The organism is Bacillus sp. 2B09 (assembly GCF_003946835.1).
Lineage (GTDB): Bacteria > Bacillota > Bacilli > Bacillales > Bacillaceae > Bacillus > Bacillus altitudinis.
Genome location: NZ_RPSG01000004.1, coordinates 321,557 through 347,292 on the forward strand (window position 1 = coordinate 321,557; position 25,736 = coordinate 347,292).

26 protein-coding genes are annotated in these 25,736 nt (G+C 42.2%); 6 read left to right on the forward strand and 20 right to left on the reverse strand.

The features are described from left to right. Positions 1-357: 357 nt before the first annotated feature. The 10 genes from EBQ12_RS11095 to EBQ12_RS11140 all read right to left on the reverse strand — a co-directional run bounded on the left by EBQ12_RS11095 (position 358) and on the right by EBQ12_RS11140 (position 10,482). Positions 358-1,434: a bifunctional 3-deoxy-7-phosphoheptulonate synthase/chorismate mutase gene (locus tag EBQ12_RS11095; RefSeq protein ID WP_017358315.1), complete on the reverse strand. Its 1,077-nt coding sequence runs from the start codon at positions 1,432-1,434 to the stop codon at positions 358-360. 214 nt (positions 1,435-1,648) lie between these two features. Next, positions 1,649-1,972, reverse strand: a complete 324-nt coding sequence (ytxJ, locus tag EBQ12_RS11100) for a bacillithiol system redox-active protein YtxJ (RefSeq protein ID WP_007501805.1) — start codon at positions 1,970-1,972, stop codon at positions 1,649-1,651. Between the two features lie 30 nt (positions 1,973-2,002). Continuing rightward, positions 2,003-2,473 (reverse strand): YtxH domain-containing protein, encoded by a 471-nt coding sequence (locus EBQ12_RS11105; RefSeq protein WP_017358316.1) that lies wholly within the window; start codon positions 2,471-2,473, stop codon positions 2,003-2,005. 29 nt (positions 2,474-2,502) lie between these two features. Beyond that, positions 2,503-2,919 (reverse strand): DUF948 domain-containing protein, encoded by a 417-nt coding sequence (locus tag EBQ12_RS11110; RefSeq protein ID WP_017367864.1) that lies wholly within the window; start codon positions 2,917-2,919, stop codon positions 2,503-2,505. Positions 2,920-3,142: 223 nt separating this feature from the next. Next, the gene (gene murC / locus EBQ12_RS11115) at positions 3,143-4,441 is read right to left on the reverse strand and encodes a UDP-N-acetylmuramate--L-alanine ligase (RefSeq protein WP_046526506.1); all 1,299 of its coding nucleotides are present in this window, start codon (positions 4,439-4,441) and stop codon (positions 3,143-3,145) included. A gap of 302 nt (positions 4,442-4,743) precedes the next feature. Continuing rightward, positions 4,744-7,497, reverse strand: coding sequence for a DNA translocase FtsK (locus tag EBQ12_RS11120; protein WP_125589982.1), 2,754 nt, complete (start codon positions 7,495-7,497; stop codon positions 4,744-4,746). A 196-nt stretch (positions 7,498-7,693) separates the two neighbouring features. Next, positions 7,694-8,299, reverse strand: coding sequence for a YtpR family tRNA-binding protein (ytpR, locus tag EBQ12_RS11125; RefSeq protein WP_125589984.1), 606 nt, complete (start codon positions 8,297-8,299; stop codon positions 7,694-7,696). Positions 8,300-8,315: 16 nt separating this feature from the next. After that, positions 8,316-9,128, reverse strand: coding sequence for a DUF1444 domain-containing protein (locus EBQ12_RS11130; RefSeq protein WP_008343044.1), 813 nt, complete (start codon positions 9,126-9,128; stop codon positions 8,316-8,318). Between the two features lie 18 nt (positions 9,129-9,146). Beyond that, a complete protein-coding gene (locus EBQ12_RS11135) occupies positions 9,147-9,467 on the reverse strand; it encodes a thioredoxin family protein (protein ID WP_003217665.1) in 321 nt (106 codons plus the stop codon). After that, positions 9,454-10,482, reverse strand: coding sequence for a PTS sugar transporter subunit IIC (locus tag EBQ12_RS11140; RefSeq protein ID WP_125589986.1), 1,029 nt, complete (start codon positions 10,480-10,482; stop codon positions 9,454-9,456). The genes EBQ12_RS11135 and EBQ12_RS11140 overlap by 14 nt, the downstream gene beginning before the upstream one ends. A gap of 200 nt (positions 10,483-10,682) precedes the next feature. On the opposite strand from EBQ12_RS11140, the gene EBQ12_RS11145 reads away from it, so the two are divergent. After that, a complete protein-coding gene (locus EBQ12_RS11145) occupies positions 10,683-11,129 on the forward strand; it encodes a YtoQ family protein (protein WP_007501817.1) in 447 nt (148 codons plus the stop codon). A 43-nt stretch (positions 11,130-11,172) separates the two neighbouring features. Here EBQ12_RS11145 and EBQ12_RS11150 read toward each other — a convergent pair whose 3' ends face one another. After that, on the reverse strand, positions 11,173-12,246 hold the full coding sequence (locus EBQ12_RS11150; RefSeq protein WP_035391095.1) for a M42 family metallopeptidase: 1,074 nt from the start codon (positions 12,244-12,246) through the stop codon (positions 11,173-11,175). A gap of 199 nt (positions 12,247-12,445) precedes the next feature. Between EBQ12_RS11150 and EBQ12_RS11155 the strand changes: the two genes are divergently transcribed. Continuing rightward, complete coding sequence (locus EBQ12_RS11155) at positions 12,446-12,760, forward strand: PepSY domain-containing protein (protein ID WP_003217759.1); 315 nt, start codon at positions 12,446-12,448, stop codon at positions 12,758-12,760. A gap of 40 nt (positions 12,761-12,800) precedes the next feature. Here EBQ12_RS11155 and EBQ12_RS11160 read toward each other — a convergent pair whose 3' ends face one another. The 3 genes from EBQ12_RS11160 to trmB all read right to left on the reverse strand — a co-directional run bounded on the left by EBQ12_RS11160 (position 12,801) and on the right by trmB (position 16,177). Beyond that, entirely contained in the window at positions 12,801-14,498 is a 1,698-nt protein-coding gene (locus EBQ12_RS11160; protein WP_035391093.1) for an NAD-dependent malic enzyme, read from the reverse strand. Between the two features lie 73 nt (positions 14,499-14,571). Next, positions 14,572-15,420 (reverse strand): YtnP family quorum-quenching lactonase, encoded by an 849-nt coding sequence (locus tag EBQ12_RS11165; protein ID WP_008343041.1) that lies wholly within the window; start codon positions 15,418-15,420, stop codon positions 14,572-14,574. Between the two features lie 115 nt (positions 15,421-15,535). Then, complete coding sequence (gene trmB / locus EBQ12_RS11170; protein ID WP_025207815.1) at positions 15,536-16,177, reverse strand: tRNA (guanosine(46)-N7)-methyltransferase TrmB; 642 nt, start codon at positions 16,175-16,177, stop codon at positions 15,536-15,538. 188 nt (positions 16,178-16,365) lie between these two features. Between trmB and EBQ12_RS11175 the strand changes: the two genes are divergently transcribed. Beyond that, positions 16,366-16,641 carry a YtzH-like family protein gene (locus EBQ12_RS11175; protein ID WP_017358323.1) on the forward strand — a complete coding sequence of 92 codons (276 nt, stop codon included), beginning with the start codon at positions 16,366-16,368 and terminating at the stop codon, positions 16,639-16,641. Here EBQ12_RS11175 and EBQ12_RS11180 read toward each other — a convergent pair. The 4 genes from EBQ12_RS11180 to thpR form a co-directional block, all read right to left on the reverse strand. After that, a complete protein-coding gene (locus EBQ12_RS11180) occupies positions 16,638-17,438 on the reverse strand; it encodes a phosphotransferase family protein (RefSeq protein ID WP_026050132.1) in 801 nt (266 codons plus the stop codon). The genes EBQ12_RS11175 and EBQ12_RS11180 overlap by 4 nt on opposite strands. A 284-nt stretch (positions 17,439-17,722) precedes the next feature. Continuing rightward, positions 17,723-18,652, reverse strand: coding sequence for a YegS/Rv2252/BmrU family lipid kinase (locus EBQ12_RS11185; RefSeq protein ID WP_125589989.1), 930 nt, complete (start codon positions 18,650-18,652; stop codon positions 17,723-17,725). A gap of 48 nt (positions 18,653-18,700) precedes the next feature. After that, positions 18,701-19,636, reverse strand: a complete 936-nt coding sequence (locus tag EBQ12_RS11190) for a hypothetical protein (RefSeq protein WP_008343036.1) — start codon at positions 19,634-19,636, stop codon at positions 18,701-18,703. A 25-nt stretch (positions 19,637-19,661) separates the two neighbouring features. Beyond that, positions 19,662-20,213 carry an RNA 2',3'-cyclic phosphodiesterase gene (thpR, locus tag EBQ12_RS11195; RefSeq protein WP_125590003.1) on the reverse strand — a complete coding sequence of 184 codons (552 nt, stop codon included), beginning with the start codon at positions 20,211-20,213 and terminating at the stop codon, positions 19,662-19,664. 93 nt (positions 20,214-20,306) lie between these two features. On the opposite strand from thpR, the gene cysK reads away from it, so the two are divergent. Further along, positions 20,307-21,236, forward strand: coding sequence for a cysteine synthase A (gene cysK, locus EBQ12_RS11200; protein ID WP_125589991.1), 930 nt, complete (start codon positions 20,307-20,309; stop codon positions 21,234-21,236). 52 nt (positions 21,237-21,288) lie between these two features. Here the strand turns inward: cysK and EBQ12_RS11205 are convergent, their stop codons facing one another. Together EBQ12_RS11205 and pepV are read right to left on the reverse strand one after the other, a co-directional pair. Beyond that, positions 21,289-21,906 carry a Type 1 glutamine amidotransferase-like domain-containing protein gene (locus EBQ12_RS11205; RefSeq protein ID WP_125589993.1) on the reverse strand — a complete coding sequence of 206 codons (618 nt, stop codon included), beginning with the start codon at positions 21,904-21,906 and terminating at the stop codon, positions 21,289-21,291. A 27-nt stretch (positions 21,907-21,933) separates the two neighbouring features. Next, on the reverse strand, positions 21,934-23,334 hold the full coding sequence (gene pepV / locus EBQ12_RS11210) for a dipeptidase PepV (protein ID WP_125589995.1): 1,401 nt from the start codon (positions 23,332-23,334) through the stop codon (positions 21,934-21,936). A 94-nt stretch (positions 23,335-23,428) separates the two neighbouring features. On the opposite strand from pepV, the gene EBQ12_RS11215 reads away from it, so the two are divergent. Both EBQ12_RS11215 and EBQ12_RS11220 read left to right on the forward strand, forming a co-directional pair. Then, positions 23,429-24,727 carry an NCS2 family permease gene (locus EBQ12_RS11215; RefSeq protein WP_017358329.1) on the forward strand — a complete coding sequence of 433 codons (1,299 nt, stop codon included), beginning with the start codon at positions 23,429-23,431 and terminating at the stop codon, positions 24,725-24,727. Positions 24,728-25,096: 369 nt separating this feature from the next. Further along, positions 25,097-25,318, forward strand: a complete 222-nt coding sequence (locus EBQ12_RS11220) for a DeoR family transcriptional regulator (RefSeq protein ID WP_008356419.1) — start codon at positions 25,097-25,099, stop codon at positions 25,316-25,318. The last annotated feature ends 418 nt before the right edge of the window (positions 25,319-25,736 follow it).

Sequence of the window (25,736 nt, forward strand, 5' to 3'; positions counted from 1 at the left end):
TTAAAACGATGAAAAGAGACACATAATTTTTCAATCTACATCAAAATGACATTCTTTTATGAAATTATACACGTTTTTTCTTCATATGAAAACGTTCCCTTTCTTTTTATAACTAAATTAAACAAACTTTAATGAGCTTGTTACCTGTAAATTGAATCATATTTCACCAAAAATCGTCGTGAACGTCAGCTATGACAATGATCTTAGCAGATTCTATCGAATTTTAAAAATGAAAACATTGTGAACAAGCATATTTTTAGCTTGCAATGTGCTCTCTTCCTTTCATTGCCAATCTTAATCGTATTTTTTCATGAAAAAAACCGCCGGGCTGTCATCCGGCGGCTTTTCTATTTATGATTATGCGTGAATGTTGACAAGTGGTCTTAACGCATCTAACCATTTTTCGAATTGTGGAATGTCCATTTGCTGCGCTGAATCAGATAGGGCAACAGATGGATCTGGATGCACTTCTGCCATCACACCGTCTGCTCCAATCGCAAGAGCTGCTTTAGCCGTTGGAAGGAGTAAATCTCTTCGTCCAGTTGAGTGTGTCACGTCAACAAAGACTGGTAAATGTGTCTCTTGTTTCAAGATTGGCACAGCCGAGATATCTAGTGTATTTCTTGTGGCTGTTTCGTATGTGCGGATGCCTCGCTCGCAAAGGATGATTTGGTCATTTCCTTGTGCGATGATGTATTCAGCTGCATTGATGAATTCTGAAATTGTTGCTGCTAGACCGCGTTTTAAAAGAACTGGTTTGTTCACTGATCCAGCTTCTTTTAAAAGCTCGAAGTTCTGCATGTTACGTGCTCCAATTTGGATGACATCGATATGCTCAATCGCTTCTTCAATATGAGCAGGATTCACGATTTCACTAATAACTGCAAGACCGTATTCATCTGCTACACGTTTTAGAATTTTTAGACCGTCTACGCCAAGTCCTTGGAAGTCGTATGGACTTGTGCGAGGCTTAAATGCGCCGCCACGAAGAAGTTTTAGTCCCTGCTGTTTCGCTGCTGCCGCTACTTCTGCAACTTGCTCGTAGCTTTCAACGGCACATGGCCCAACGATGAAACGTTGTTTTCCGTCACCGATCGCTTCTCCATTGATATTTACAATTGTATTTTCAGGTTTTTTCTTACGAGAAACAAGAAGTGCTTTGCTGTGGTCATCTTCTTGAAGCTCTAAACCTGCTTTGAAAATTTCTTTGAAAATATGTTGAATCGTTGAATTTTCAAATGGGCCATCATTTTCTTCAAGAATTTGATTAAGCATTGTGCGCTCTCTGACAGGGTCATAACGGTTGACACCTTGCGCTTCTTTTGCCTTTCCAATTTCTTTTACAATGTTTCCTCTTTCATTGATCAGTTTTAAGATTTGAAGATTTAGTTCATCTGCTTGCTGTCTCAATTGTTCCAATTCATTGTTGCTCATTTTTGTCATCCTTTCCTCTGCCCGCTCTCGCTTTTTATTTTTGATCTCTTATAATAGGGTTTATTATAAACAAAGATTTCGGAATTGTCACGAAAAAATTCTTTATTACCCAAACGCTTTTAAGCGATAAAGTATTATGTGTAAGATTATAGCATACTTTTGATGCAAGTAAACCTTTTTTATAAAAAAAACGTCAGCAATCGCTGACGTTTTTCTACATGTTATGTTCAAGCGCTTCTTTTGTAATGCTTGAGTGAGAAGCATGCCACTTTACTTTGCCACCGCTAAAGATGAGTGCCTGCGGGCTTTCGTGCTTGATCCCTGACTTTTCAGTCACATAGGATGAAAGCTCTCTTGTGTTTTGAATTTGCAAGAAATAAGCAGGAACATCCTCATGTTCTGACGCAAACGCTTCAAACTCTTGAAAAGCAGCTTGGCTGATTGGACATGTCAAACTGTGCTTAAAAAAGACAAAGGTTCCGTCTTGATTCGTTAGTTGATCAAACTGTTCTTCTGTTTCTATGAGTTGTTTAGACATGATGTGCTCCTTCCTAACTTAAGCAGCGAGTTAGCCTTTCGTAGATTGTTCTACTTTTGCTTTGACATCTTTGATGCCGTCTTCAATGTCTGCTTTTGCTTCTTGTGCTCTTACTTTTGCTTCATCTGCTACATCTGAAGCTTCATTTGCAATATTTGCTGCAGCATCTTCTGCTTCGCTTTTTACTTGTTTAGCTTTTCCAGCTGTACGATCTTTTATGTCTTTTACTTTGTCTAAAATCTGGTTTGATTGCTCTGCTACGAGCTGAGACAATTCAGATGTTTTGTCTTTCGCAATCGTCACATATTCAGTGCCTTTTTCCTTTGCATCTGTTGTGAGACGATCTGTTTTTTCTTTTAGGGCATTCGCTTGGGTGTTCAAATCATCGCGAAGCTCTTTCCCTGACTTTGGTGCTAAAAATAATGCCGTTGTTGCACCGATAATGCCACCGATAAGTGTTCCGATCAAAAAGTCTTTGCTATTGATTCCGTCTTTGCTCATGATTATTCCTCCTATGCGAAAATGGTTGATTATTGTTGTTTACGCTGTTTCCATTTTTTATAGATTTCAAGTGCTGCGTTACTCCAGCTTACCACATCCGTGACTTTCTCTTGATTTCGTTCAACGGATGAAGAAACCGCACCAGCTGCCTGCTTTATGCTTGTATTAAATTGGTTGATCGAGCCACCAATTCCCTGCACCGCATCCACAACTGTGTTAAGTTTTGCCGATTTGTCTTGAATATCTTCAGCAAGCTGATTGGTCTTATGTAGCAACTGTGCTGTCTCTGTGGTGATGCCTTGCATCTGTCCTTCAAGACCTTCTAAAGTTGATGCGACATTCTTTAATGTCAGCTGTAAGGATTTCAATGTTTTGGACAAGTAGATGACAAGAATGAGGAAAGCGATTGCGATGAGTGCAACGCTTAAATAGAGAATAATAATCATCTGATACCTCCTTTGCTGCGGGCATATTCAATTCAATACCCTCTCGTTGTATCATTCAAACATCGCCTAGAATGACCGATTGAATAATAATTCTACACTTATTCGCCAATTCCTGTCCACAGCGAACGAAAAAAAGCGGCACATCTTGTCACATTTAGCCCCTTTGTCACATTTTATTCAAAATAAAAAAGCGCCGATTGAATCGGCACTTTTTGACAGGCAATTATACTGCGACTTTCTCATAAGCACGAAGATACTTTTGAATATCTCCTGCTCCCATAAAGACCAAGATCGCATTTTCATGTGTTTTCAGCACAGATGTCTCTTCTTCTTCAATCAATTGGGCTTGCGGAATTTTTTCCCGCAAATCTTCAATGCTTAGTTTCCCAATGTTTTCACGAGCTGAACCGAAAATATCACAGAGGTATACATAGTCTGCTTTTTTCAGACTATCTGCAAATTCACTTAAAAATTGCTGTGTACGAGTGAAAGTGTGTGGCTGGAAGACTGCTACAATATCACGGTCTGGATACTTCTGGCGGGCTGCTTCGATCGTGACTTCAATTTCAGTCGGATGGTGCGCATAGTCGTCAATTAAGACTTGTTCACCGACTACTTTTTCATTAAAGCGTCGTTTCACACCGCCAAATGTCGTTAAAGCACCTTTGATGAGCTCTACATCAATGGCCTCATAGTGGCATAATGCAATGACCGCTAATGAGTTAAGGACATTGTGGTTTCCGTAAGCAGGAATGTAGAAGGTATCATAAAACGTATTACGTACAAATACATCAAATGTCGTGCCTTCTGTGTTTTTCACAACATTTCGTGCTTGGAAATCATTTTCTTCATTGAATCCGTAGTACACAACAGGTACTTTTGCTTGGATCTTGAGAAGATGCTCGTCATCACCGCAAGCGATGATGGCTTTTTTCACTTGAAGTGCCATGTTTTGAAACGCATCGAACACGTCATCAATATCCGTGAAATAATCAGGGTGATCAAAATCAATATTGGTCATAATCGCATAGTCTGGATGGTAGCTGAGGAAATGCCTGCGGTATTCGCACGCTTCAAATACAAAATACTCGCTGTTTTCTTTCCCCATTCCAGATCCATCACCGATTAAGTAGGAAGTTGGTTTTGCCGCTTGCATCACATGTGCAAGCAGACCTGTTGTCGATGTTTTACCATGAGCACCAGTAATTGCAACGTTTGTGAATGAATCCATGTATTCTCCAAGAAATTTATGATAACGAATAACAGGAATCCCTTCAGAAAGAGCACGCTCAATCTCAGGGTGTGTATCTGGGAATGCATTTCCTGCAATCACCGTCATCCCTGGCTGAATATTATCTGGGTCAAATGGAAGAATTTTAATATTTCGTTCTTCTAATGCTTTTTGTGTAAAGATATGTTTTTCGATATCCGATCCTTGGACAGTATACCCAGTATCATGAAGAATTTGGGCCAGTGGACTCATACCTGTCCCTTTTATTCCAACAAAATGATAAACAGTCATAATTGTACCTCCAACAAACGTCTATCTGACTTACAGTATATGACGCTCATTTCAATTTGCAACTTGTGATTTTTGTCTCTAGCTGATCACAAATCGCAGCTCCAAATAAAGATTTTTTTCCGATCTTCCTATTCTAATCAATATTAACTATGATTAGTATCCGACAACTTTCCCATTTCTAACACCTGCTTTCGCTCATTTTCATTAAAAAGCGTTCAGACAGGCATGCGAAAAGCGTCCAATTCAAAAATTGCACCTATGTGCTATCATACCATGTTTATCAAAAAAATGAAGTGGTTTGTTTAGATCAATTGTTCTAAGTCACTCAGTGTCATGAGGACCTCTCTTGGCTTACTACCTTTTGCCCCAGAGATCATTCCTTCACGTTCCATCATATCAATCAATCTCGCTGCTCGATTGTAGCCAATTCTAAATCTTCTTTGCAAACTGGATGTACTTGCACTATTTTGCTCGATGGCGAACCTGCATGCGTCCATAAACAATTCATCTTCGTCTGTAATAGCAGAGCCTTGGAGCATCAATTCTTCCTGTTCAAAAAGGAACACAGGTTTGCGCTGTTTTCTCACATGCGCTACCACTTCATCAATCTCTCGATCTGATACAAAGTTCCCTTGTAGTCTTGTCGGTTTGCCAGAGCCATTTTCTAAGAACAGCATGTCTCCTTTTCCGAGAAGCTTTTCAGCACCTGCCATATCAATGATGGTTCTTGAATCCACTTGGCTTGAAACAGAGAAAGCAATTCTTGTTGGGATGTTTGCTTTAATGAGGCCTGTAATGACATCAACAGAAGGTCTTTGCGTCGCAATGAGTAAGTGAATCCCGCATGCTCTTGCTTTTTGGGCAATTCGGCAAATGCTTTCTTCGACTTCATTTGGTGCGACCATCATTAAATCAGCCAGCTCATCAATGACAACGACGAGATATGGCAGTTTTTCACCCATTTGTTTTTCTTTCACCAGTTCGTTAAATCGTTTGATTTCTCTCACACCAGAGTGTGCAAACAGTTCGTAGCGTCTTTCCATTTCATCTACTACCCATTTCAAGGCGGCTGTCGCTGTCTTGGCATCGGTAATGACTGGGCTCACAAGATGCGGAATGTGATTATACGGCGCCAGTTCAACCATTTTAGGGTCGATTAACAGCATTTTCACTTCATCAGGTGAGGCTTTAAACATCAGGCTTACGAGAATGGTATTAATACAGACACTTTTCCCTGAACCTGTTGCTCCGGCAATTAAGCCGTGCGGCATTTTTTGCAAATCAACCACAACGGGCTGACCGGAAATATCCAATCCGAGTGCCGCCGTTAATGGAGATGGATTGTCTCTGAAGGCACTGCTTCTGATCATTTCTCTTAAGAAAACCATTTTACTGTGAAGGTTCGGCACTTCGATTCCAATCGTGTTCTTCCCAGGAATTGGCGCTTCGATTCGAATATCTTTTGCAGACAAACTGAGTTTGATATCATCTGACAGGTTTGTAATTTTGTTCACTTTCACGCCTGGTTCAGGATGCACTTCAAATCTTGTAACAGAAGGACCTTGTGTCACATGAACAACACTTGCTCTGACATTGAAATTTTTCAGTGTGGCATTGAGCAGTTCTGCCCGTTCTTTCACCCATGTTCCGTCCTCTTCTTTTTGTGCTGGCGGAACGTCTAGAAGAGCTAAACTCGGAAATACATAGCCTTGTGCATCTGCCGTTTTCTTCTGTCCTTGCACGCGCTGATCACTTTTTAACATCATGACGTTAAAAGGAACGGTGGAGGTTTGACCGCTTGAGCGCTTTGGCTGTGGAGAAGACGGTTTTGGTTCTTCACGTTTTATTTCAGGCGTTTCTTTAGGTGTTTCTTCAAGCTCTTCTGCCATATCCCCGGCGATCTCTGCTTGTCCAGAGTCAGCAAATTCATCTGATGCTTCTTCAACTGGCATGACTTCATCATCTGTTAATTTTTCTTCCGGCAGGGAATCATCATCTTGCGAATCTTGTATGATCACCGGTTCTCCTTGTTCAAATGCTACCGCTGACACGTCTACTTGACTTTCTTCTATCCGTGCAGCCTCTGCTCTTTCCTCCATAGCCTCTATGTTCTTCTCTTCCAGCATCGCAGTTTCTTCTACTGGGCTTTCTATCTCCATGTCGAGTGCTGGTGATGGGCTTTCAGCTGTTTCAAATGTAAAGCTCTCTTTTTTCTGAGCATCATCTTCAAGCGGAATCATCGGCTCTTCTTGTTCAATGGTGACTGCCTGTTCTTGCTCCATCTCTAGAGGCTCGTTAGATGCTTCAGCTTGCTCCATATGTAAGAATGCTTCCCGATCGTCTTTGGTCTGTGACAAAGCTTGATCTTGATCCTCTGTCTCACTGAAAGGCTCGTCATATAAACGTTCCATCGTTGATTGAACGTGATCTTGATAAGCGAGTTCCTCTTGCAAAGTAAGCGGCGTCGTGACAGGTTGCTTCTCTCCTTGTTCTGCTGTTTGGGCTGACATCATGTCTTCCATACGTTGTTCTTTTCGTATAGACGGGATGTTCATTTGCTGTCTTACATTCCGTTCACGCTCTGCTTCTTCTGATAACAGTGTGACACGCTGTGACGCTTCTTCTGCCGATTTCATTTTGACAGAAGATGTGTCTTCTTTGGCTGCTGCATGTTTTGGACGCATATCCTGGTGGTAGCCATAGATCGGTGAAGGGATTTGCTCTGGTTTAAAAGGCTTTTTATTGAGATCAGGCTGCACCGTTTGTTTTGGCTGATAGGTCGTCTGCTTTGCCTTTGGCTGACTTGGTCGCGTGCGCCTTCTTTCTTGCTGCTTTGCTGCCTCACGTGCAGGTTCATCTGGAACGAGAGGAAAGCGGAAATTGCCTTTTGGATATTCATAATACACTTTCGTATCTTCAACTTTTTTATATTCTTTATGCTGTTCAACAGCTGGCTGCTTTGGTGCAATCGGACCTGTTTCAGGCCTCTCAGCTTTTTCTTCTTTTTTTTCTTCTCCTAAAAATACACTAAAAAATTTATCTAACCAACTCATCATTTATCACTCACTTTAACTCCCCTTACGTTTTCTTGGGCGATTTTTAGTATACCATTGCTTTTTCATGCAGAAAAGCGAGAAAAGTGCTACGCTTTGCTGTTCATGCTGTCTGTAGATGAAAAAAAGTCACTAAGTACGTACTTAGTGACTTTTGGTATAACACATTCTTCGCTCATTTGTACCCGTTTATGGGAGGTTACGCTTCAAATGGTTCGCCAGCTTGGTGGCTTCCTTCTAGAACAAGGATTCCTTTTTCAGCAGGCGCATTCGGAAGATCTAATTCTTTTGCAGAACAAATCATTCCGCTTGAAGGAACACCTCTTAGTTCAGCTTCTTTGATCACCAAACCGCTCGGCATCACAGCACCGACCTTTGCAACCACAACATATTGACCTTGATCAACGTTTGGTGCACCGCACACGATTTGTAAGGTTTCATCGCCAACATCTACTTGGCAAATGTTCAGTTTATCTGCATTCGGATGTTTTTCTTTTTCCTTCACATAACCGACCACAAACTTAGGTGATAGATCAACTGTTAATGTTTCACTGACACCGTTGCGGTTCAAAATTTCATTGATATCTTGAACAAGCGTTTCAGAAAGCGGTACAGATCCGTTTTCTTCAATTTTCATGTAAGTAGATGCATTGAAAATATTAAAACCTGTTGTTTCTTTTGTGTCTTGATTGAAGATTCTTACGACATCTCCAAACGTTTCATGACCTACTTCTTCTCTTGTTACATCTTTCAATGAAATAAGGAGTGTGTCGCCGACACCTTCTGCATTATAAAAAACGTTCATTCTTCAAAATTCCCTTCTACTGCTGTTTTGGTCTACTTTTTGCAAGAATAAAGATCGGTTCAAGCTTGCCTTCGTCATATAAAAATGACAAGGCCGTAATCGGAACCGTGCCGCTGGCGAAGAAGCTCATCGACATTTGCCCTAAAATATCATAGCCTGATTCATTGCGTACATCTGCAATGATGAACACATCTTGATGGGGAACGGAAATAGCCATTTGCCCCTCTACTTTTTGCGCGTATTCTTGTAAAATCGATTCATTTAATATTCTGCTTGCATCGTACCCGTCGTTTGCACGGAAGAAATAAAAACGGTTGCCCGCCACTTCATCCATCTTCACGACAGTCTTTAGTGAACGGACGTTAAAACTTGCGGTTTCTCTGATTCGTTCTTTTGTCCAGTTTTCCTTTTGCAGCATCTTCTCGTCAATTAATCTGTAGGTGCTTCCAAGGTCAAGTGCATAGTAGATTCTTGTCTCTGCTGTATGCTCATCAAAAACGAGCGGAATCTCATCACTCGATGTTTCTGGAAAGGACGTTGAACGAATGACCGGATAAATGTGCTTCTCTTTACCTGAGATGTGCTGCGCTTCACCTTTCATAGCGCTGAGCGCTTCTTTCACATAATAAACGATCTCATCCAGTGTTTCATCAGGCTTTACTTCCCACTTTGCAATAATCGGCGGGAGCTCAAGCGTGATGCCCTTTCCTGTATGTTTATCTTCTACACGAAGCGTATCTTTTTCCCTGTCAAACTGGTGGGTCCAGCTGTCGTTCGTCAGACGGCTTTTCAATTGATTGGCAAGCTGTCTTGATGTCATTTTCGCCATAATAAGACTCTCCTTTCGTTATTTAGAAAGAGAATCTGTTAAAAATGCTTCAATCTCTTCCTTTGTCTTACGATCTTTGCTGACAAAACGGTTGATCTCTTGTCCGTTTTTAAAGACTAAAAAGCTTGGAATTCCGTAAATTTCCCACTCTGCACAAGTGTCGATGAACTGATCTCTATCCACATAGAAGTATTCAAATTCTGGATAGTTTGCTTCAAGCTCTGGCAAAAACGGCTCAATAAATGTGCAGTCCGGGCACCAGTCAGCTGAAAATAGTAATACTGTTAAGTCTTCTTGAATCACTTTTTGTAATTCTTCGTTTGATTCAATTTTTTTCATGTTTGATTCCTCCAGTTTGTATACTTAAATCTCCGAATTGTATATAGCCTTTCTTTCTCATCCATTCTGATACTACCAAACTAATCACTGCCGGGCCAACGAAATGCAAGAGAGCAATAGCGAGGAAAACGGAAGGATGAAATCCCATGACTGTGAGAGTCATGAGCTGGCCGACAAGTCCGCTCGTTCCCATACCTGCTCCTGCCGCATTATTGACCATCCCAAAGCCAATGATACCAATTGGCGCAAGAATCAGTCCTGCAATCGTCGGCGGAATGAGAATGAGTGGATTTTTCACAATGTTTGAAAGCTGTAGTTTTGATGTTCCAATGCCTACCGCAGCAAGACCGCCAAAACGATTTTCTCTAAATCCTGCAGCAGCAAAGCCGACCATCTGAGCGCAGCAGCCAATCGTTGCCGCACCAGCAGCAAGACCGCTTAAATCAAGCATCAGCGCAAGCGCAGCGCTTGAAATCGGTGAGCTAAGAGCAAGTCCAACAATGGTTGCAACCAGCATGCCCATGATGAGTGGACTTTGATCAGTCCCCCATACGATCAGCCTGCCGAGCCCTGTCATCACCGCCTGAATCCCAGGGCCGATGAAAGCAGCGGTGAGAAAACCTGTGATAATGGTCACAAGCGGCGTTAAAATAATATCAATTCTTGTCTCACCACTGATCAGTTTGCCTAATTCCACACCAATGAGAGCAGCCACGAAGCTTCCAGCAGGTCCCCCAAGCTCTGCTCCAGCGGCACCTGACACAACACTTGCGAAAATAATTAAAGGAGAAGCGTTTAAGCGATAAGCAACCGCTACGCCAATTGCTGGTCCCATCAGCCCCATAGCGAGCGTTCCCATTTCCACGATGAGAGGAAATGATAACAGGCCGCCTGCTGTTTTTAAAATCAGCCCTACCACTAATGTAGCAAATAGACCTAAAGCCATATAAGAGAGTGCATCAATAAAATACACCTTTGGCGAAAGGGAAATACCCTTTCTTTTTAAATAAGTCATCAACGTCGTCTTCCTGCTTTCTCATAGGAAAGACGAAGAGGCCTGTCCTTCCCATTATATGTAGTCTTCTTACGATGAAAAATAGTCTCTACCATGAATATCATAATCATATTTTTTTTGCTTTATCAAGCACTTCTTGTGTAACATGAAAAGAAACAGGGCAAACCTTTACTAAGTTTGTGCACAAGGAGGAGATTGTTATGCAATTAACGGTTTATTTAGCTGGAGAAATTCATAGCCAGTGGCGCGATGAAATTAAGGAAAAAAGCCAGTCGTTGAAACTACCAGTAACGTTTGTTGGTCCAATGGAGAATCATGACCGATCAGATAACATCGGAGAAGATATTTTAGGCGGGCAGCCAAATGCCATCTTGAAAGACGATGCGGCTTCTGATTTGAACAATTTCCGCACCGAACTATTATTAAATAAGGCAGACGTTGTCATTGCCCGCTTTGGTGAGAAATATAAACAGTGGAACACGGCAATGGATGCTTCTTCTGCCATCGCCAAAGGGAAACCCCTTATTTTGATTCGTCCTAAAGAATTACATCATCCCCTAAAGGAATTATCAAACAAAGCAAATATCACTGTCGAAACAGTGAATCAAGCGATTAAGGCGTTGTCATACGTGTTTGAACAGGAATAAGAAAAAGGCTGTGCTCTTAATGAGGCAGCCTTTTTCTTATCGTTTACACTTGTTGATAAATCGAATCCACCGTGCTTTGATCACAATTTTTCACAAGACGAACAATTAATTCTTTTGCCGCTGCATAATCATCCACATGCAAGACAGAGTGACTTGTATGAATGTAACGCGCACATACACCAATAACAGCAGACGGTACACCTTGATTTGAGATATGAACACGTCCAGCATCCGTACCGCCTGGCGATACGAAATATTGATATGGAATATTGTTTGTTTCGGCTGTATCGAGGACAAATTCTCTCATGCCTCGGTGCGTAATCATCGTGCGATCATAAATACGAAGAAGTGCACCTTTTCCAAGCTGGCCAAATTGTGATTTGTCTCCCGTCACATCATTTGCAGGACTCGCATCTAGAGCAAAGAACAGATCCGGTTTAATCATATTCGCAGCTACCTCAGCCCCTCTGAGCCCTACTTCCTCTTGGACGGTTGCGCCTGAATATAGCTGACATGAAAGAGCTTCGTCTTTTAATTCTTTCAATAATTCAATGGCAAGTCCGCACCCATAGCGGTTATCCCAAGCTTTGGCTAAAATCTTTTTCGGATTGGCCATTGGGGTAAAGACCGTTGCAGGAACGATTTGCTGCCCTGGGCGAACGCCAAGCTCTTTCGCTTCTTCTTCACTGTCTGCACCAATATCAATCAGCATATCTGACGGTTTTACTGGTTTGCTTTTTTGTTCTGGTGTCAGAAGATGAGGAGGTGTGCTCGATACAACGCCCGGAATTGGCCCGTGATCCGTATGAACATCCACACGCTGCGCAAGCATCACTTGACTCCACCAGCCGCCAAGTGTTTGAAAACGAATCATTCCATTTTTCGTAATGGATGACACCATAAAGCCGACTTCATCCATATGACCAGCCACCATAATCTTCGGCGCGTTCTCTGGGCCTTTGCGGACACCAAACACTCCGCCAAGACGATCCTGTATGAGTTCATCGGAATATTTCTCAAGTTCCTTTTTCATAAAAGCACGCACATGGTGCTCATTACCTGGAGTCCCTTGTAATTCTGTTAAATTTCGGAAAAGCGACATTGTTTCTTCGTTCATTTGACAGTTACCCTCATTTCTATGTAATGACCATATAAATTCCTATAAAAATAACACTCACTTTATACTATAAGAATTCTTTCGGTTTTCCAAGTATCTCTCCAGAAATTTTGAATATGCTTTCAAGTATTCGGATTTCTTAACATCGCTGGACAAGTTTTGTATAATGGAAAAAACAGCAATACGGAGGTGCAGCACGTTGAAGTTAAAACATGTTCTGATTGGTGCGAGTATTGGCGTAGCCGCTGCAATTGTTGCAAAGAAAGTCTTTTTCCCGACGTATATCTCGTCTGAAAAAGCGTTAAAAATTGTGAAATCCGCTTTTAAACAGCGCGGCCCGATTGATGGCTCTTGGATTTATACTGTACCAGAACCGTATACCGTAAATGGTGAAACGATTGATGTGTACAAATCTGGCATTACACGCTCCGCCTTTGGCGAGCTGGAACAGTATGAAGTCATGATTGATGCAAAAACAGGCATGATCGTTGATGTCATTGATTCTGTTGCTTAATAAGAAAGCTTCGCAAAGACAAGTCCTTGCGAAGCTTTTTTTAGATGGCTTTGATTTTTTTGTATACAGGGTGCCACATGGCGTCTTGCACAGCCTGAATGAGATCATCAGGGGTTTCTTCCGCAATTCCTTCGTCAATCGCTGCTTGTGCCACACGGACAGCCACTGTCGCTGAAACTGTTCTGAGCTGATCAACACTTGGAAGCATCGCAGCACCCGGTTTTCCGACATTGACCATGCTCGCAATCGCTTCAGCACTCGCAACAAACATGCTGTCTGTCATGAGGCGGGCTTTACACACAATCGTTCCAAGACCAAGCCCTGGAAACACAAGGGCATTATTTGCCTGCCCAATTTCATATGTCACACCGCCATATTCAACGGGGTCAAACGGGCTTCCCGTTGTGACAAGCGCACGTCCTTCTGTCCATTCAATGAGATCTTCCGGCTTTGCCTCTGAAAGAGGTGTCGGGTTAGACATCGGTAAAATCGCTGGCCGCTCTACATGTGACGCCATTTCTTTCACAATTTCCTCTGTAAATGCCCCACCTACAGTTGAGGTACCAATTAAGATCGTAGGTTTCGCCTGCTTCACGACCTCTAACAAATCAATGGAATGCTTTGGACCATTACGTGCATAATCCTTCACTTCATCAGAACGTCTTGCATACGGCTTTTGGAATGGCTGAATGTCGGGTGAATCATCTGTGAGCAATCCCGTTTTATCAATACACCAGAAATGATCATATGATTCCTCTTCTTTGACACCATCTCGCACGATGGCATCACGAATTTGCTCGGCTATACCAATCCCTGCTGTACCTGCTCCAAAGATCACGATTCGGTGATCTTTCAGCGGAACCTTCGATGCTTTTGCACAAGCCAGAACGGCAGCAAGTGAAACGGCTCCAGTTCCTTGAATATCATCATTAAACGTACAAATACGGTCCTTATATTTTTCCAAAATGGCGCGCGCATTTTTTGTACCGAAGTCTTCCCAGTGAAGAAGTGCATTTGGAAAAGTCGCACGGGCAAGCTCAACATATTGATCAATAAACTGATCATAGCGCTCTCCTCGAACGCGGGAGTGCTGATTTCCCACATAAAGCGGATCATTTAAAAGGCTTTCCTGGTTGGTCCCAGCATCAAGCACCACTGCCAGCACACGGCTAGGATCAATACCTGCTGCGGCTGTATATACAGCCAGCTTCCCGACTGAAATGGCGATTCCGCCAACACCCCAGTCACCGATGCCTAAAATTCCTTCTGCATCTGTTGCGACAATGAGATCAATCGATTCATCCACTCCGTAAGATGCAAAAATTTCTTCCATTCCTTCTAGGTCATCAATGGATAAATAAATTCCTCTTGGCTTTCTATACTCGTGGCTGTAACGCTGAATCGCTGTTCCTACGGTCGGTGTGTAAACAATCGGCAGCATTTCTGCCAAATGCTCATTTAATAATTTATAAAAGAGCACTTCATTTCTGTCATGAAGCGCAGTTAAATAGACATTTTTCCCAAGTGCGTCTGGCTGTGCTTTGAACTGCTCATATGCACGCTTTGCTTGATCCTCTAGTGTTAACACCTTCGGCGGCAGAAATCCTTTTAACCCAAGCTCTTCCCGCTCTTCCTTTGTAAATGCGACTCCTTTGTTTAAATAAGGGACAGACATGACTTCGATCCCTCTTAACGGTGTCTCGATGACATCACCATGTACACGATAAAATTGATTCACCTGCACTCTTCCTTTCACAAGTTCATTTTGTCGTTATTTTGTGTGAAAGGCGAAAAAACATACAGATGATCTTTTATCTTCCGGTTTCTCTTTTGACCTCATGGGTCATTGCCCCGTCTTCATCCCACTTTACAGCACGGTAGATGGCATCATGATAAAACAAGTACCATGCATTGTTTTCTTCGGCAAATGCCTGCCATTTTTGCTTCGCCGGGATCGAGGTCATTGGATAATCATCGTATGCCAAGACCCAAAGTGGGTTTTTATGAGCGTGTGTCGGCATGATATCCGCTAAATGAATAGCTGTTTCTCCCTGACTTGTGAGCGTTAAGATGCTATGCCCATCGCTATGTCCGCCTGTATGATGCAGGCGGATGCCTTCTGTTACTTCGATGCTATCTTCAAATGTCATGACTTGATCGGCAACAGGCTCCCAGTTTTCTTTCCAATATGTATTTCTTGAGCGGATGTTCGGTGCTCTCATTTCGTCCCATTCAATTTTGGACGTGATGATTTTGGCCTGTTGAAAAACAGACACGAGCTCATCGCCTTCACGTTTTGTCAGCCCGCTTGCATGATCAAAATGCAAATGAGTCATTAAGACGTAATCTATATCAGATGGGCGCAAACCGAGAGCCGCAAGTGATTCTTCTATTTTCGTTTCCTCTGTGACGCCATAATTGCGTTTTTGTTTCTCTGTCAGCTTCCCTGATCCGATGCCGGAATCTACTAACAGATGAAGACCGTTCCACCGTATGAGCATTGGATCACACCGTAATTCAATTTGATTTCGATCATTCACAGGGTATTTTTTTGACCATAATGGCTTTGGCACCACGCCAAACATGGCACCGCCATCCATGTGTGTATCTCCCCCATTTAACCAGAACAGTTCCATTTCGCCTATTTTCATTGTCTCCATTGCTGTCATCCCTCCTTTTTCTATCGTAGCAAATACAAAGAAAAATCGCATGTGCTAATCTTTTATCAAAAAAAGCTGACCGCAATCGTTCGTTGCAGCCAGCTTTGTTCGCTTGTTATTCAGGGAATTTTACTTCTGATCGATAGATCGGTTGTCCCATGGAAGAGAATTTCTCTTCATATTCTGTCATGACATTTCCTTCGAGACCATCCTCATGTAAATCAAGGCTCACATACGTTAAAAGGAGTCCGTAAGACGAAAAGCTTTTCAAGGAATATTCAAATAGTCCGCGGTTATCGGTTTTGAAATGTAATTCACCGCCTGGACGGAGGATCTGTTCATATCGCTTTAAAAAGGCTTTAAATGTCAATCTCCGTTTTTCATGCCTTGATTTTGGCCACGGATCAGAGAAGTTCAAATACACCCGATCAATCTCATTTTCCGCAAAGACATCTGTCAGTGTCTCTGCGTTGATGTTTAGAAGCTTTACGTTTTCTACATCTGTTTCTTTGATTTTATCGACTGCCGTCACAATGACACTTTTAAATAATTCAATGCCGATATAGTTTATCTCAGGATGAAGCTTGCCCATTCCGGCAATAAAACTCCCTTTTCCTGTACCGACTTCGATATGGATTGGATGATCATTTCCAAACAGCTCATGCCATTTCCCTTTGTATTGTTCAGGGTTGGCTAAAGCAATATGAGCATTTTCAGCTAAGTAATCATCCGCCCACGGTTTATGTCGCATTCTCAATTTGATACACCTCTATTTTCTTTACATTTTATCAAGATACCATGAAACATAAAGAGCCGCAAGACAGCAACTTATCCGCACATATGAAAAAGACCAGCTGCTATTTGGGCTGGTCTGCTTCATGTATAAAATCAAAGCTGAATGCACAGTTTAACCACATAAATGACACGCTTGAAAGGAGCATACGTATGGGATTAAACCGCCAACATCAGCTTCAATTAATCAAAGATATTTTAACTGATCACCAGCTGGATTGCTGCGGGACTGTTGCAGAATATGAACAGGTGGGACGCGTGATTCAATTAATGCTGGCAAAAGAAGATTTGGATGCTGACGTTCGTCAGCTACTAACCGATATTTATGATTACAGCCAAAAAGGCACCTCTGTCAGTTCAATTGATGCACATATCGAAGCGCATCAATCTCATCTATCTAACTGGGTCGAGAACATTCCACTGTCTTAATGGATGTTTAACCGTTTTAAGAGTGCATGTAGCTCGGCTTGCACTTCTTTTTGCGCCTTTTCATTTCCTTTTCTTTTATGCCAAACGACAAACGAGACAGTTTCAGCCAGCACATACCATGCCATGCGTTTTCGCAAGTTGTCGGTCAGCGGAGCACCATACATAGAGAGCCAGCTTTCCCAGTTCTCTTCTTCAACATAATGGTATAAGAGCGGTCCAAGATCAATCGCTGGATCTGCAATCATTGCCCCGTCCCAATCAATTAAATAGAGCTGATTTTCATCTGTCAGCAGCCAATTATTATGGTTGAGGTCACAATGGCATACGACCTTATCCTCGAAATGAACTGCGTCCACATGTTTCTCTAAATACTGGATGGCGCGCGTGATATCATGTGAGTCAATCTGCTCTTTTAAGATCGATGCCTTGAGATGCATCAAGATCGATGCCGGGTCAAGCGAGTGCTTTTCTAATCGTTTCAGCATATCGAGCAGCTCTTTTGATGTATGAATTTTTCTTAGCTGCTCCGCTACAGGACGGTCATTCATGTCCTTTGGCTTCAGCTCTCTGCCGCTCAGCCAGTGCTGTGCAGTGATGACATCCCCATTTTCCATCCGTTTTGTCCAGACAAGCTTCGGCACAATGCCTTCAGCTGACAAAACCGCAAGAAACGGTGACGTATTGCGTTTTAAAAATAGCTTTTGGTCATTGTGTGTTGCGAAGTACGCATCTCCCGTAGCGCCTCCAGCAGGAGAGATGTGCCATTCGCTACCTAATATTTGTCCCAACCAGTTCATATCAATTTTCAACCCATCATTTCTTAAAATATTTTAAATCATGCTTTTTTAGTCGACAAAATTCAGCCGATTGAGATCAATTGGCTGTTTATTTTTTATTTATATGATCATAAAAACAAAAAGGACAGCTATTGAGAATGAGATGCTAAACAATAGCCGTCCTATAGATTTTATCGCTACCTTCTTATACTCGTCAAGCAAAACTAGAAAAACAGGACAAGAACCTTATGAAAAGGGAAGTCTTTTTTCATGTTTCTTTTGCTCGTGCGCACACTGGCTGCTTCTTAGCCACGTAATTTTAACGATCGCTCACTAGCCTTAACAAACACTGGAGTGGCGCCAATCACTTCTCCATCGGCATGAAATAGGATTTTTTCATCTGCCTCCAAGTAGGCTTCTTCATGCTGAAAAAGGGTGACTCCCTCCATTACAAGGTGCTTTTTAAAAACCATTGCACTTAAAAATAAGAGGACTTTCAATGGATTCAAATCAGTGACAACGATTGTTTGAAATCCTGATTGCCTCGCACTTGCTTCCGGCGCTGCTTCCAGCCCGCTTCCATAATATGGGTGATTACATACGATCACAAACCACACTTGGCGAAAAACTTTTCTCTCATTTTCAATAAAAAGAGCAAGGTCAAACGGTTTGAATGACCATAAAGAATGTAGAAAAGACAGCGGGTAGATGATAAACCCGAGTTTGAGTCGATTGAGCCACTTTTCCCCTCTAAAATGGACCGTTCTCTTCAAGACATGTGCATCAAACCCTACACCAATATGATTGAGAAAAAGAACAGATTGCGGACTTTCTGCATGATCTTGAAAGGAGCCGAGAGAAAATGTTTTCGTCAACATCCTCTTTTGTTTTTTCACTTCTTTGATCACATCATGACGCTGGATGCCCAGCCCCTTCGCTGCATCATTCCAATGACCTGCTGGGACAAAGCTTAGCTGCACATGATCGATTTCTTTTAAACCATTTAGCACTTCATGAAATGTGCCGTCACCGCCAATGACGATCAGCCGTTTCAATCTGTCGTCTTGCATAGCGCTAATCTGTCTCGCCAAAACTTCGGCATGTCCTTCATGCTGGGTAAGAAACGATCTGTAGGAGATCTCTACCTTTTGTAATTCTTTCTCTATGCTTCTCCAAGTGCGGAGTCCTTTTCCTTGTCCTGCTGCTGGATTGACGATAAAGTACCATTCATTCATATATTAGCTCCACTCAGGTCTCATTTTTTTGGTGACCTTGATATGCCTTTAATCGAGCCATTCCTGCCTTCTTTTGCTGTCTGATTCACCATAAGCGAGCAATGCCTTTGTCGCTTTGAATTGCTGGTGCTTTGTCGGCGCGGTGTTTTTCCGCTGCTTTTCAAACCAATCCTCCGCTTTCTTCTTATCGACAACCTCCATCCCGAATGGAACTTCGGGCAAATCAATATACGAGGTGCGGCTGATGAGGATTTTTTTCACAGGAAGCTCTACACCACTTTGCTGTAAAATTTTTGACACAACAGTTCCAGAGCGCAGAAGACTTGCGCAAGGGTTCAAGACGGATTGAACAGCTTTTCCCGTCGCCCGTTTTTCCCAAAAACGTTCCTTCGATCCAATATATACGCTGTCTGGCTCTGCTTCTAAGAAAGATAAACAGATGACTTCAAGCGGCGTAATGAGCACTGGACACAATTCCATCTCAGCTTTTTGAATGAGCAGCACCGGCTTGTACATCACAAAATAAGAATCTGGCAGCTGCCTTGCAAGCATCCGCAGCTTTTCATCATATCGAATGTGGTGAGAGACAGTTGAAATATGAGAGATCGTCGAGCTGGCCCATTTTAACTGAACATCGTAAAGATGATCTTTAAAAAAGTGAATCAGCTTCGTTTCATCGGTAGGAACGTTTGTAAAAACACCTTGTTCTATATCTGTTGGCTCGTTAAAAAGACTCAGGTCCCGTTCCTTTTTCATATCGGCTTCTTTTTGCTTTCTTTTTAAGGAGAATTTCTTTCTCTTTTCTTCCTCTTGCTCAGGTGCTTGCTCGGTGGCTTGGTCAGCCTGCTTTTGCACCTGCTCTTTGGAAGCCTTTTTTAACTCGTCCCATCTTTGTTTTTTCAACCGAATAAACTGATTGATGTAATGATGCGGGTCTTGTTCATATCGTGATATATAATCTTGGATTTTAATAATTTGCGCCATCTGCTGCTCACTCCAACCTCTAGAATCATTTATGTAGTGTAAATTGTTTGATCGCGTGATAACGTGGGGTTTCTTTTAGACGAATTTCAAATAAAGCGATACTAGAAACCTCCATCGAATATGGTTCTTTCCGTAAGGGCGCTTGTTCTATATAGGACTGTTCTCTATTCCATTTGCGCGCAATCGTCATATGTGGATGAAAGGGTCTCTTTTCGACAGGATGACCTGCTGTCAAAACGGCTTCTTTCACCTTTTCTCTTAGATCCATCAAAGGCTTACTTTCACTAGGCTTTGCAAAAAAGACTCTCGGCCGCTCCTTTTGGCCAAATATCCCTACTTCATTCAGCTTGAGCGGGAAAGCAGACACCTCATGAGACAGCTGTGCAAGTAGCTCAGATATCTTATTTAAACGGTCTTCAGGAATTGCGCCTAAAAACACAAGAGTGACATGATAATCAATGGGTGCTGTCCATTTTTGAAAGGAAAGTCCGCTCCTCTTGTCTATATCCGCTTTTATTTGATGCGCAAGTTGTTCAGGGATTGGAATCCCGATAAAATAATGACGGCTTTCAGTCATATCTTCACCTGTCCTTTTTAACAAACTTTACGAATCCCCATTGATGATAGTATAACTAAAGTAATGCGGAATGAGAAGAAAGGGTGTCACATGATGAAGGTTGCACAAAATATAGCTGAATTGATAGGTCATACACCACTTGTAAAATTACAGCGCCTTCAGCCAGAACATGGCGCTGCTGTTTATTTAAAACTGGAATCATTTAATCCTAGCGGAAGTGTAAAAGATCGGGCTGCTTACAATATGATCCTTGAGGCAGAAAAACAAGGAAAGCTCACAAAAGGGGCAACGATTATTGAACCAACAAGCGGGAATACAGGAATTGGCTTAGCGATGAACGCTGCAGCAAGAGGCTACAAAGCCATTCTGATCATGCCTGATACAATGACCCAAGAAAGAATCAATATTTTAAAGGCATACGGCGCACAGGTCGTTTTAACCCCGGGGGAGGAAAAAATGCCAGGCTGTATTCGCAAGGCAGAAGAATTAGCTGCTCAAATTCCTAATAGCTTTATTCCCATGCAATTTGACAATGGTGCGAACCCTGATGCTCATAGAGGGACAACGGCTGTAGAAATTATGGATGCAGTGCAACAGATTGGACAGCCGCTTGCCGCTTTTGTCGCCACTGCTGGAACGGGCGGAACCATTACAGGCACTGGAGAGGAACTCAAGAAAGCATTCCCGGAATTGACGATACGTGTGGCAGAGCCAAAGGGGTCTCCTGTTTTATCAGGCGGGAAACCTGGCAAACATAAGCTTGTTGGCACAAGTCCAGGATTTATCCCACATATTTTAAACGAACAGGTGTATGATGAGATTGTGCAAGTGAGTGATGAAGATGCTTACGACATCACACGAAAGCTCGCCCGTCTTGAAGGTATTTTAGTCGGTCCATCATCTGGCGCGGCATGCTATGCAGCGATTGAAGCAGCCAAGCAAATGCCAAAGGATCACATTGTCATTTGTATGACAGCAGACACGGGTGAACGTTATTTATCAAGTGATGTGTTTCAAGATTAAAAAAGGAACAGGGCGTATGCTCCTGTTCCTTTTTCATCGTCATATGAACAACTCAGACCGTCTTGACCTCAGTCTGTTCGCCTGTCACAAGCAAAACTTGTTCATCAGTGAGCGGGCATAAAGAGAGCGTATTTTGATCTTTCTCTATGATATGCTGCGCGGCTTCACCTAAATAAGGATTGTTTATATGCGGTACCGGATAGCTGCTAATCTCATTGAATCCTTCAAAGGAAGATAATTCTAGCGCTTTCTCCTGATCATCCATCAGTGAGATGTATTCAATGCTTGGCGCCATGATAATACTCCCCGCGGATTCTCCGATATACAGCTTGCCTTTGCTGATCTCTTCTTTCAATACACGATCGAGCCCGTGCTTTCTTAATTCTTGCAGCAAATAAAAAGTATTGCCGCCAGATACATAAATGACATCATTCTTTCCAATGATCTGTGTGATCTCCTGAACCGTTTGCCCGGTCAGCTGAACAGTCTCTACACGCATTTCTAATTGATGAAAGGCTTCTTTTGCTGCATCGACATAGTGCGTGACTTCTTCCACTTCACTGGCTGCCGGAATGAATGTCACACTTTTTCCTTTTAAGGTGTCACCTGCAAAGTCAGACAAGAGAGAATAGCTGTCTTTGAATGAAGAGCATAAGAACATTTTTTTCACGGTGAATCCCCTCTTCTCTTTTCTTTCTTATTTCGCCAATTCATACATGGCTTGTGCATATAGCGCAGTTGCTCTTAGTAAATCATCGATTTCGATATATTCATCCTTTTGATGTGCGCAATCAGGTCTTCCTGGGAATAGAGGACCAAAGGCAACACCTGCTTCTAATGACCTTGCATACGTTCCTCCCCCAATTGCAATAAGATGGGCAGGATCTCCTGTTTGTTCTTCGTAGACACGCTGTAATGTTTTCACAAGTGGATGGTCTTTTGAGACGTGATGAGGTGGACTGTCATCAAATTTCTCAATCGCTGCCCCTTTTATTCGTTCAATCCCTTTTTTGACTTCCTCACCGTCCGCAGTTACGGGATAGCGGACATTCAGCCCAAGCTTCGCTTCTTCGTTTTGCGAATAGCGGATTGTGCCAACATTCAAGGTCAAGTCACCACTAATATCATCCTTACAAGCGATGCCGAGTTTTTGTCCTCTTGTGTCTTGATCAAATAAAGCCTTTATTTGTGATGTAAATGCGAGCCCTCTTTCATCTAATTCATGCGCACATAAGAAATTCGCCATATGAATGCCCGCATTTGTGCCATTCGCCGGCTCCATTGCATGAACTGATACACCTTTTAATGTGAATGTCAGTCCATCTGCTGTATGGTTTGCCTCACCGGTTAACTGATTTTCCGCAAGATAGGCTGTAAAAGCCGTTTTTAATGCTTCAGCATCGTGATCGTTTGCTGCTGCCACAATTGCGCGAGCCTCATCTGGAACCATATTGAGACGCATGCCTGATGTGAATTGCTTGAGGATGTAACGCTTGTTTTCTTCTGATTGTTCGTATGTAAAGGATACGATGGCATCTATGATCCCTTTTTCAGCATGAATAATTGGAAAATCAGCATCTGGTGCAAACCCAATTTGTGGCATCGCCTCATGCTTGAAATAGTGATCGACGCAGCGCCAATCGCTTTCTTCATCTGTGCCAATGATGATTCGAATCTTTTTCGACAGCGGCAGACCGGCATCTTTTAACATTTTCAATGCGTAAAACGCCGCCATGGTCGGCCCTTTATCATCAATGGCTCCTCTTGCAAAGATTTTATTTTCTCTTATGTCCGCTGAAAATGGTGGGGTTGTCCAGTCGTCACCCGCAGGCACGACATCCACATGGCATAGCACACCGACGATGTCTTCGCCTTCTCCATATTCAATATGACCGGCATAGCCATCAACATTTTTCACTTTGAAACCCTCGTCCTGCCCTTTTTTGAGCAAATACTGAAGAGCCTCATCCACTTTTTCACCGAACGGTTTTCCTTCTGTGCCGCCTTCTTCATCCAAGACACTTTCAATTTGTAAAAAAGATTGTGTATCTTGAATCAAACTGTCTTTTTTTCGTATGACTTCTGCTTCCCAATTCATTTTTCCATTCCTCCTTGAAAAAAGGTTGCAATCCACCCTTAAAACGAATATTATATTAAGTGTTTTGTAATAATGTTCGTAAATGGAGGATTTTATGTTTCAGTTAAAAGAGAACCAAACCAACATAAAGAAAGAATTACTCGCTGGTATGACGACATTTTTTACGATGGTATATATTGTAGCCGTCAATCCAGGAATCCTTTCAGATGCAGGCATTCCTTTTGACCAAGTCTTTACTGCAACCATTATCGCTGCTGTTGTCGGTACACTCTGGATGGCACTCTTTGCAAACTATCCAATTGCCATTGCACCAGGTATGGGGCTGAATGTCTATTTCACCGTCACTGTTGTCGGTGGTGGGGGTCTCAGCTATCAAACAGCATTTAGTGCGGTATTTGTTGCTGGAATACTCTTTATTATTTTATCGTTAACATCCCTTAGAAAACAACTCATTGAGGCGATTCCAGATAATTTAAAGTACGGGATTACAGCAGGTATCGGATTATTTATTGCATTCATTGGGCTAAGACAGTCTGGAATCATCACTGCTGATCCACAAAATCTTGTGAAGCTTGGCAATTTAAGCTCACCTGTTGTCATTTTGACACTCGTTGGTTTAATGATTTCTGTCATATTAATGGTTCTTCAAGTGAATGGAGCGCTGTTTATTGGCATGTTAGCAACCACATTAATTGCACTTGCAACAGGCCAGCTTCATTTTCCTAAAGTGCTAGTGGATACCCCAGCACTGCCTGAAGGAATGCTGATTACAAACCCATTCGCTGCGTTTGGCGATGTATTTTCCCATCACTTGTATGCTGTTGTCTTCTCCTTTTTACTTGTAACGATTTTTGATACAACAGGAACAATGATCGGGGTTGCGGAACAAGCAGGTTTAATGAAAAATGGTCAGCTCCCAAAAGTACGCAGAGCCTTACTTGCTGACTCTGCTGCAACGACAATTGGCTCAATGTTTGGAACAAGCCCAACCACAGCTTACATTGAATCCTCATCAGGAGTTGCTGCTGGCGGAAGAACTGGACTGACCTCTTTAACCGTTGCTGCATTGTTTATTGTGGCATTGTTTTTTGGTCCACTCGTTCAAGCCATTTCGTCTTTGCCGTCCATCACTTCACCTGTCTTAATCATTGTCGGCTGTTTGATGATGAATTCAGTGTCACGTATTCGCTGGAATGAGCTTGACGAAGCATTTCCTGCTTTTCTTGTGATTCTTTCCATGCCGCTGACATCTAGCATCTCTACAGGAATTTCACTAGGATTTATTTCATATCCACTTGTGAAGCTGGCAAAAGGAAAATGGAAAGAAGTGCATATTCTTGTGCTCATTTTTGCTGTCTTATTTTTCGTGCAGCTCTTTTTCTTAGAAGGATAACCAAAATAAAAAGACACATTTCTCATTTGAATGTGTCTTTTTTGTATGAATGATTTTTTATTTTGTAAATTTTCTGTGTTTATTTTTTGATCTTTCTTAAGTGGCAATTTTCTTTATATGCCTTGTGTTTATTGGGTTGTAACCGGATTCAAATCATGATATATAACATATTTCAATTCATGAAGACAAGTTTAAAAACACGTAAAGTTGACTTTTTGGTGGAACTAGATGCATAATAACGTGTATAATAGAATAAAACATTAAGAAACACGAACATTTACCATTGTTGCATGTCCTTATGTCGCAGTTTTAGTGTAGTAAGTTGTGGTTAGTCAAGTCCATCCGATCTTATTGATAGGGAGTGGTTTTTTGAAACCTTCAACAAACCGTATGATGACTCGAATAAAATCAGTTTATATGTTCATTCAAGAGAAAGGTCTTGTGACGACACAAGAACTGGTTGATGAATTCGGGATCACACCTAGAACCATCCAAAGAGACTTAAACGTGCTTGCCTATAACGATCTTGTTCATAGTCCAAGCAGAGGCAAATGGGAAACAACGAGAAAAAAAGTAAAAATATCATCATAAGCGAATAATGAACTTCCATATAACAAAAAGAACCGGCGGTCGCCGGTTCTTTTCATTTTGTTGACAAAGGGCTAAAATGAACTTGATTTTAGCCCTTTGTCTTCTTTTTAGCGTGATAGAAAACCTTTGCAGCCCTAGGAAGGACGAGTACTGGAGCGGAGCGAATTTGACATTCGTGAGCACCAGCGCGCAGGACTGCGGGCGAATGCGAGGGTTTGTCTACACGCTAAAAGAACCGGCGATATGCCGGTTCTCAGGCTGTCGAGAAAATCTCGACAGCTTTATTTTTTCCCTTAAATTTTCCACTATCCCATTTTATAATAGAGAAAAGCATACTAAAGGAAGGTGTTTTTCTCATGTTCCACACTAGAAATTCTTCTCAGCACGAAGCCGAATTTGTTTTGCTAGATCAATTGGT

Bases quoted from the DNA above. Each gene is read 5' to 3' on its own strand.
- murC (WP_046526506.1), bottom strand. From the start codon at position 4,441: ATGACTGTTTATCATTTTGTTGGAATAAAAGGGACAGGTATGAGTCCA.
- ytxJ (WP_007501805.1), bottom strand. From the start codon at position 1,972: ATGTCTAAACAACTCATAGAAACAGAAGAACAGTTTGATCAACTAACG.
- EBQ12_RS11185 (WP_125589989.1), bottom strand. From the start codon at position 18,652: ATGAATGAATGGTACTTTATCGTCAATCCAGCAGCAGGACAAGGAAAA.
- EBQ12_RS11105 (WP_017358316.1), bottom strand. From the start codon at position 2,473: ATGAGCAAAGACGGAATCAATAGCAAAGACTTTTTGATCGGAACACTT.
- EBQ12_RS11215 (WP_017358329.1), top strand. From the start codon at position 23,429: ATGTTTCAGTTAAAAGAGAACCAAACCAACATAAAGAAAGAATTACTC.
- EBQ12_RS11120 (WP_125589982.1), bottom strand. From the start codon at position 7,497: ATGATGAGTTGGTTAGATAAATTTTTTAGTGTATTTTTAGGAGAAGAA.
- EBQ12_RS11175 (WP_017358323.1), top strand. From the start codon at position 16,366: ATGGGATTAAACCGCCAACATCAGCTTCAATTAATCAAAGATATTTTA.
- EBQ12_RS11150 (WP_035391095.1), bottom strand. From the start codon at position 12,246: ATGAACGAAGAAACAATGTCGCTTTTCCGAAATTTAACAGAATTACAA.
- EBQ12_RS11110 (WP_017367864.1), bottom strand. From the start codon at position 2,919: ATGATTATTATTCTCTATTTAAGCGTTGCACTCATCGCAATCGCTTTC.
- pepV (WP_125589995.1), bottom strand. From the start codon at position 23,334: ATGAATTGGGAAGCAGAAGTCATACGAAAAAAAGACAGTTTGATTCAA.
- EBQ12_RS11130 (WP_008343044.1), bottom strand. From the start codon at position 9,128: ATGGCGAAAATGACATCAAGACAGCTTGCCAATCAATTGAAAAGCCGT.
- EBQ12_RS11190 (WP_008343036.1), bottom strand. From the start codon at position 19,636: ATGGCGCAAATTATTAAAATCCAAGATTATATATCACGATATGAACAA.
- EBQ12_RS11180 (WP_026050132.1), bottom strand. From the start codon at position 17,438: ATGAACTGGTTGGGACAAATATTAGGTAGCGAATGGCACATCTCTCCT.
- EBQ12_RS11135 (WP_003217665.1), bottom strand. From the start codon at position 9,467: ATGAAAAAAATTGAATCAAACGAAGAATTACAAAAAGTGATTCAAGAA.
- EBQ12_RS11165 (WP_008343041.1), bottom strand. From the start codon at position 15,420: ATGGAGACAATGAAAATAGGCGAAATGGAACTGTTCTGGTTAAATGGG.
- EBQ12_RS11145 (WP_007501817.1), top strand. From the start codon at position 10,683: ATGCAATTAACGGTTTATTTAGCTGGAGAAATTCATAGCCAGTGGCGC.
- EBQ12_RS11095 (WP_017358315.1), bottom strand. From the start codon at position 1,434: ATGAGCAACAATGAATTGGAACAATTGAGACAGCAAGCAGATGAACTA.
- ytpR (WP_125589984.1), bottom strand. From the start codon at position 8,299: ATGAACGTTTTTTATAATGCAGAAGGTGTCGGCGACACACTCCTTATT.
- EBQ12_RS11140 (WP_125589986.1), bottom strand. From the start codon at position 10,482: ATGACTTATTTAAAAAGAAAGGGTATTTCCCTTTCGCCAAAGGTGTAT.
- cysK (WP_125589991.1), top strand. From the start codon at position 20,307: ATGAAGGTTGCACAAAATATAGCTGAATTGATAGGTCATACACCACTT.
- thpR (WP_125590003.1), bottom strand. From the start codon at position 20,213: ATGACTGAAAGCCGTCATTATTTTATCGGGATTCCAATCCCTGAACAA.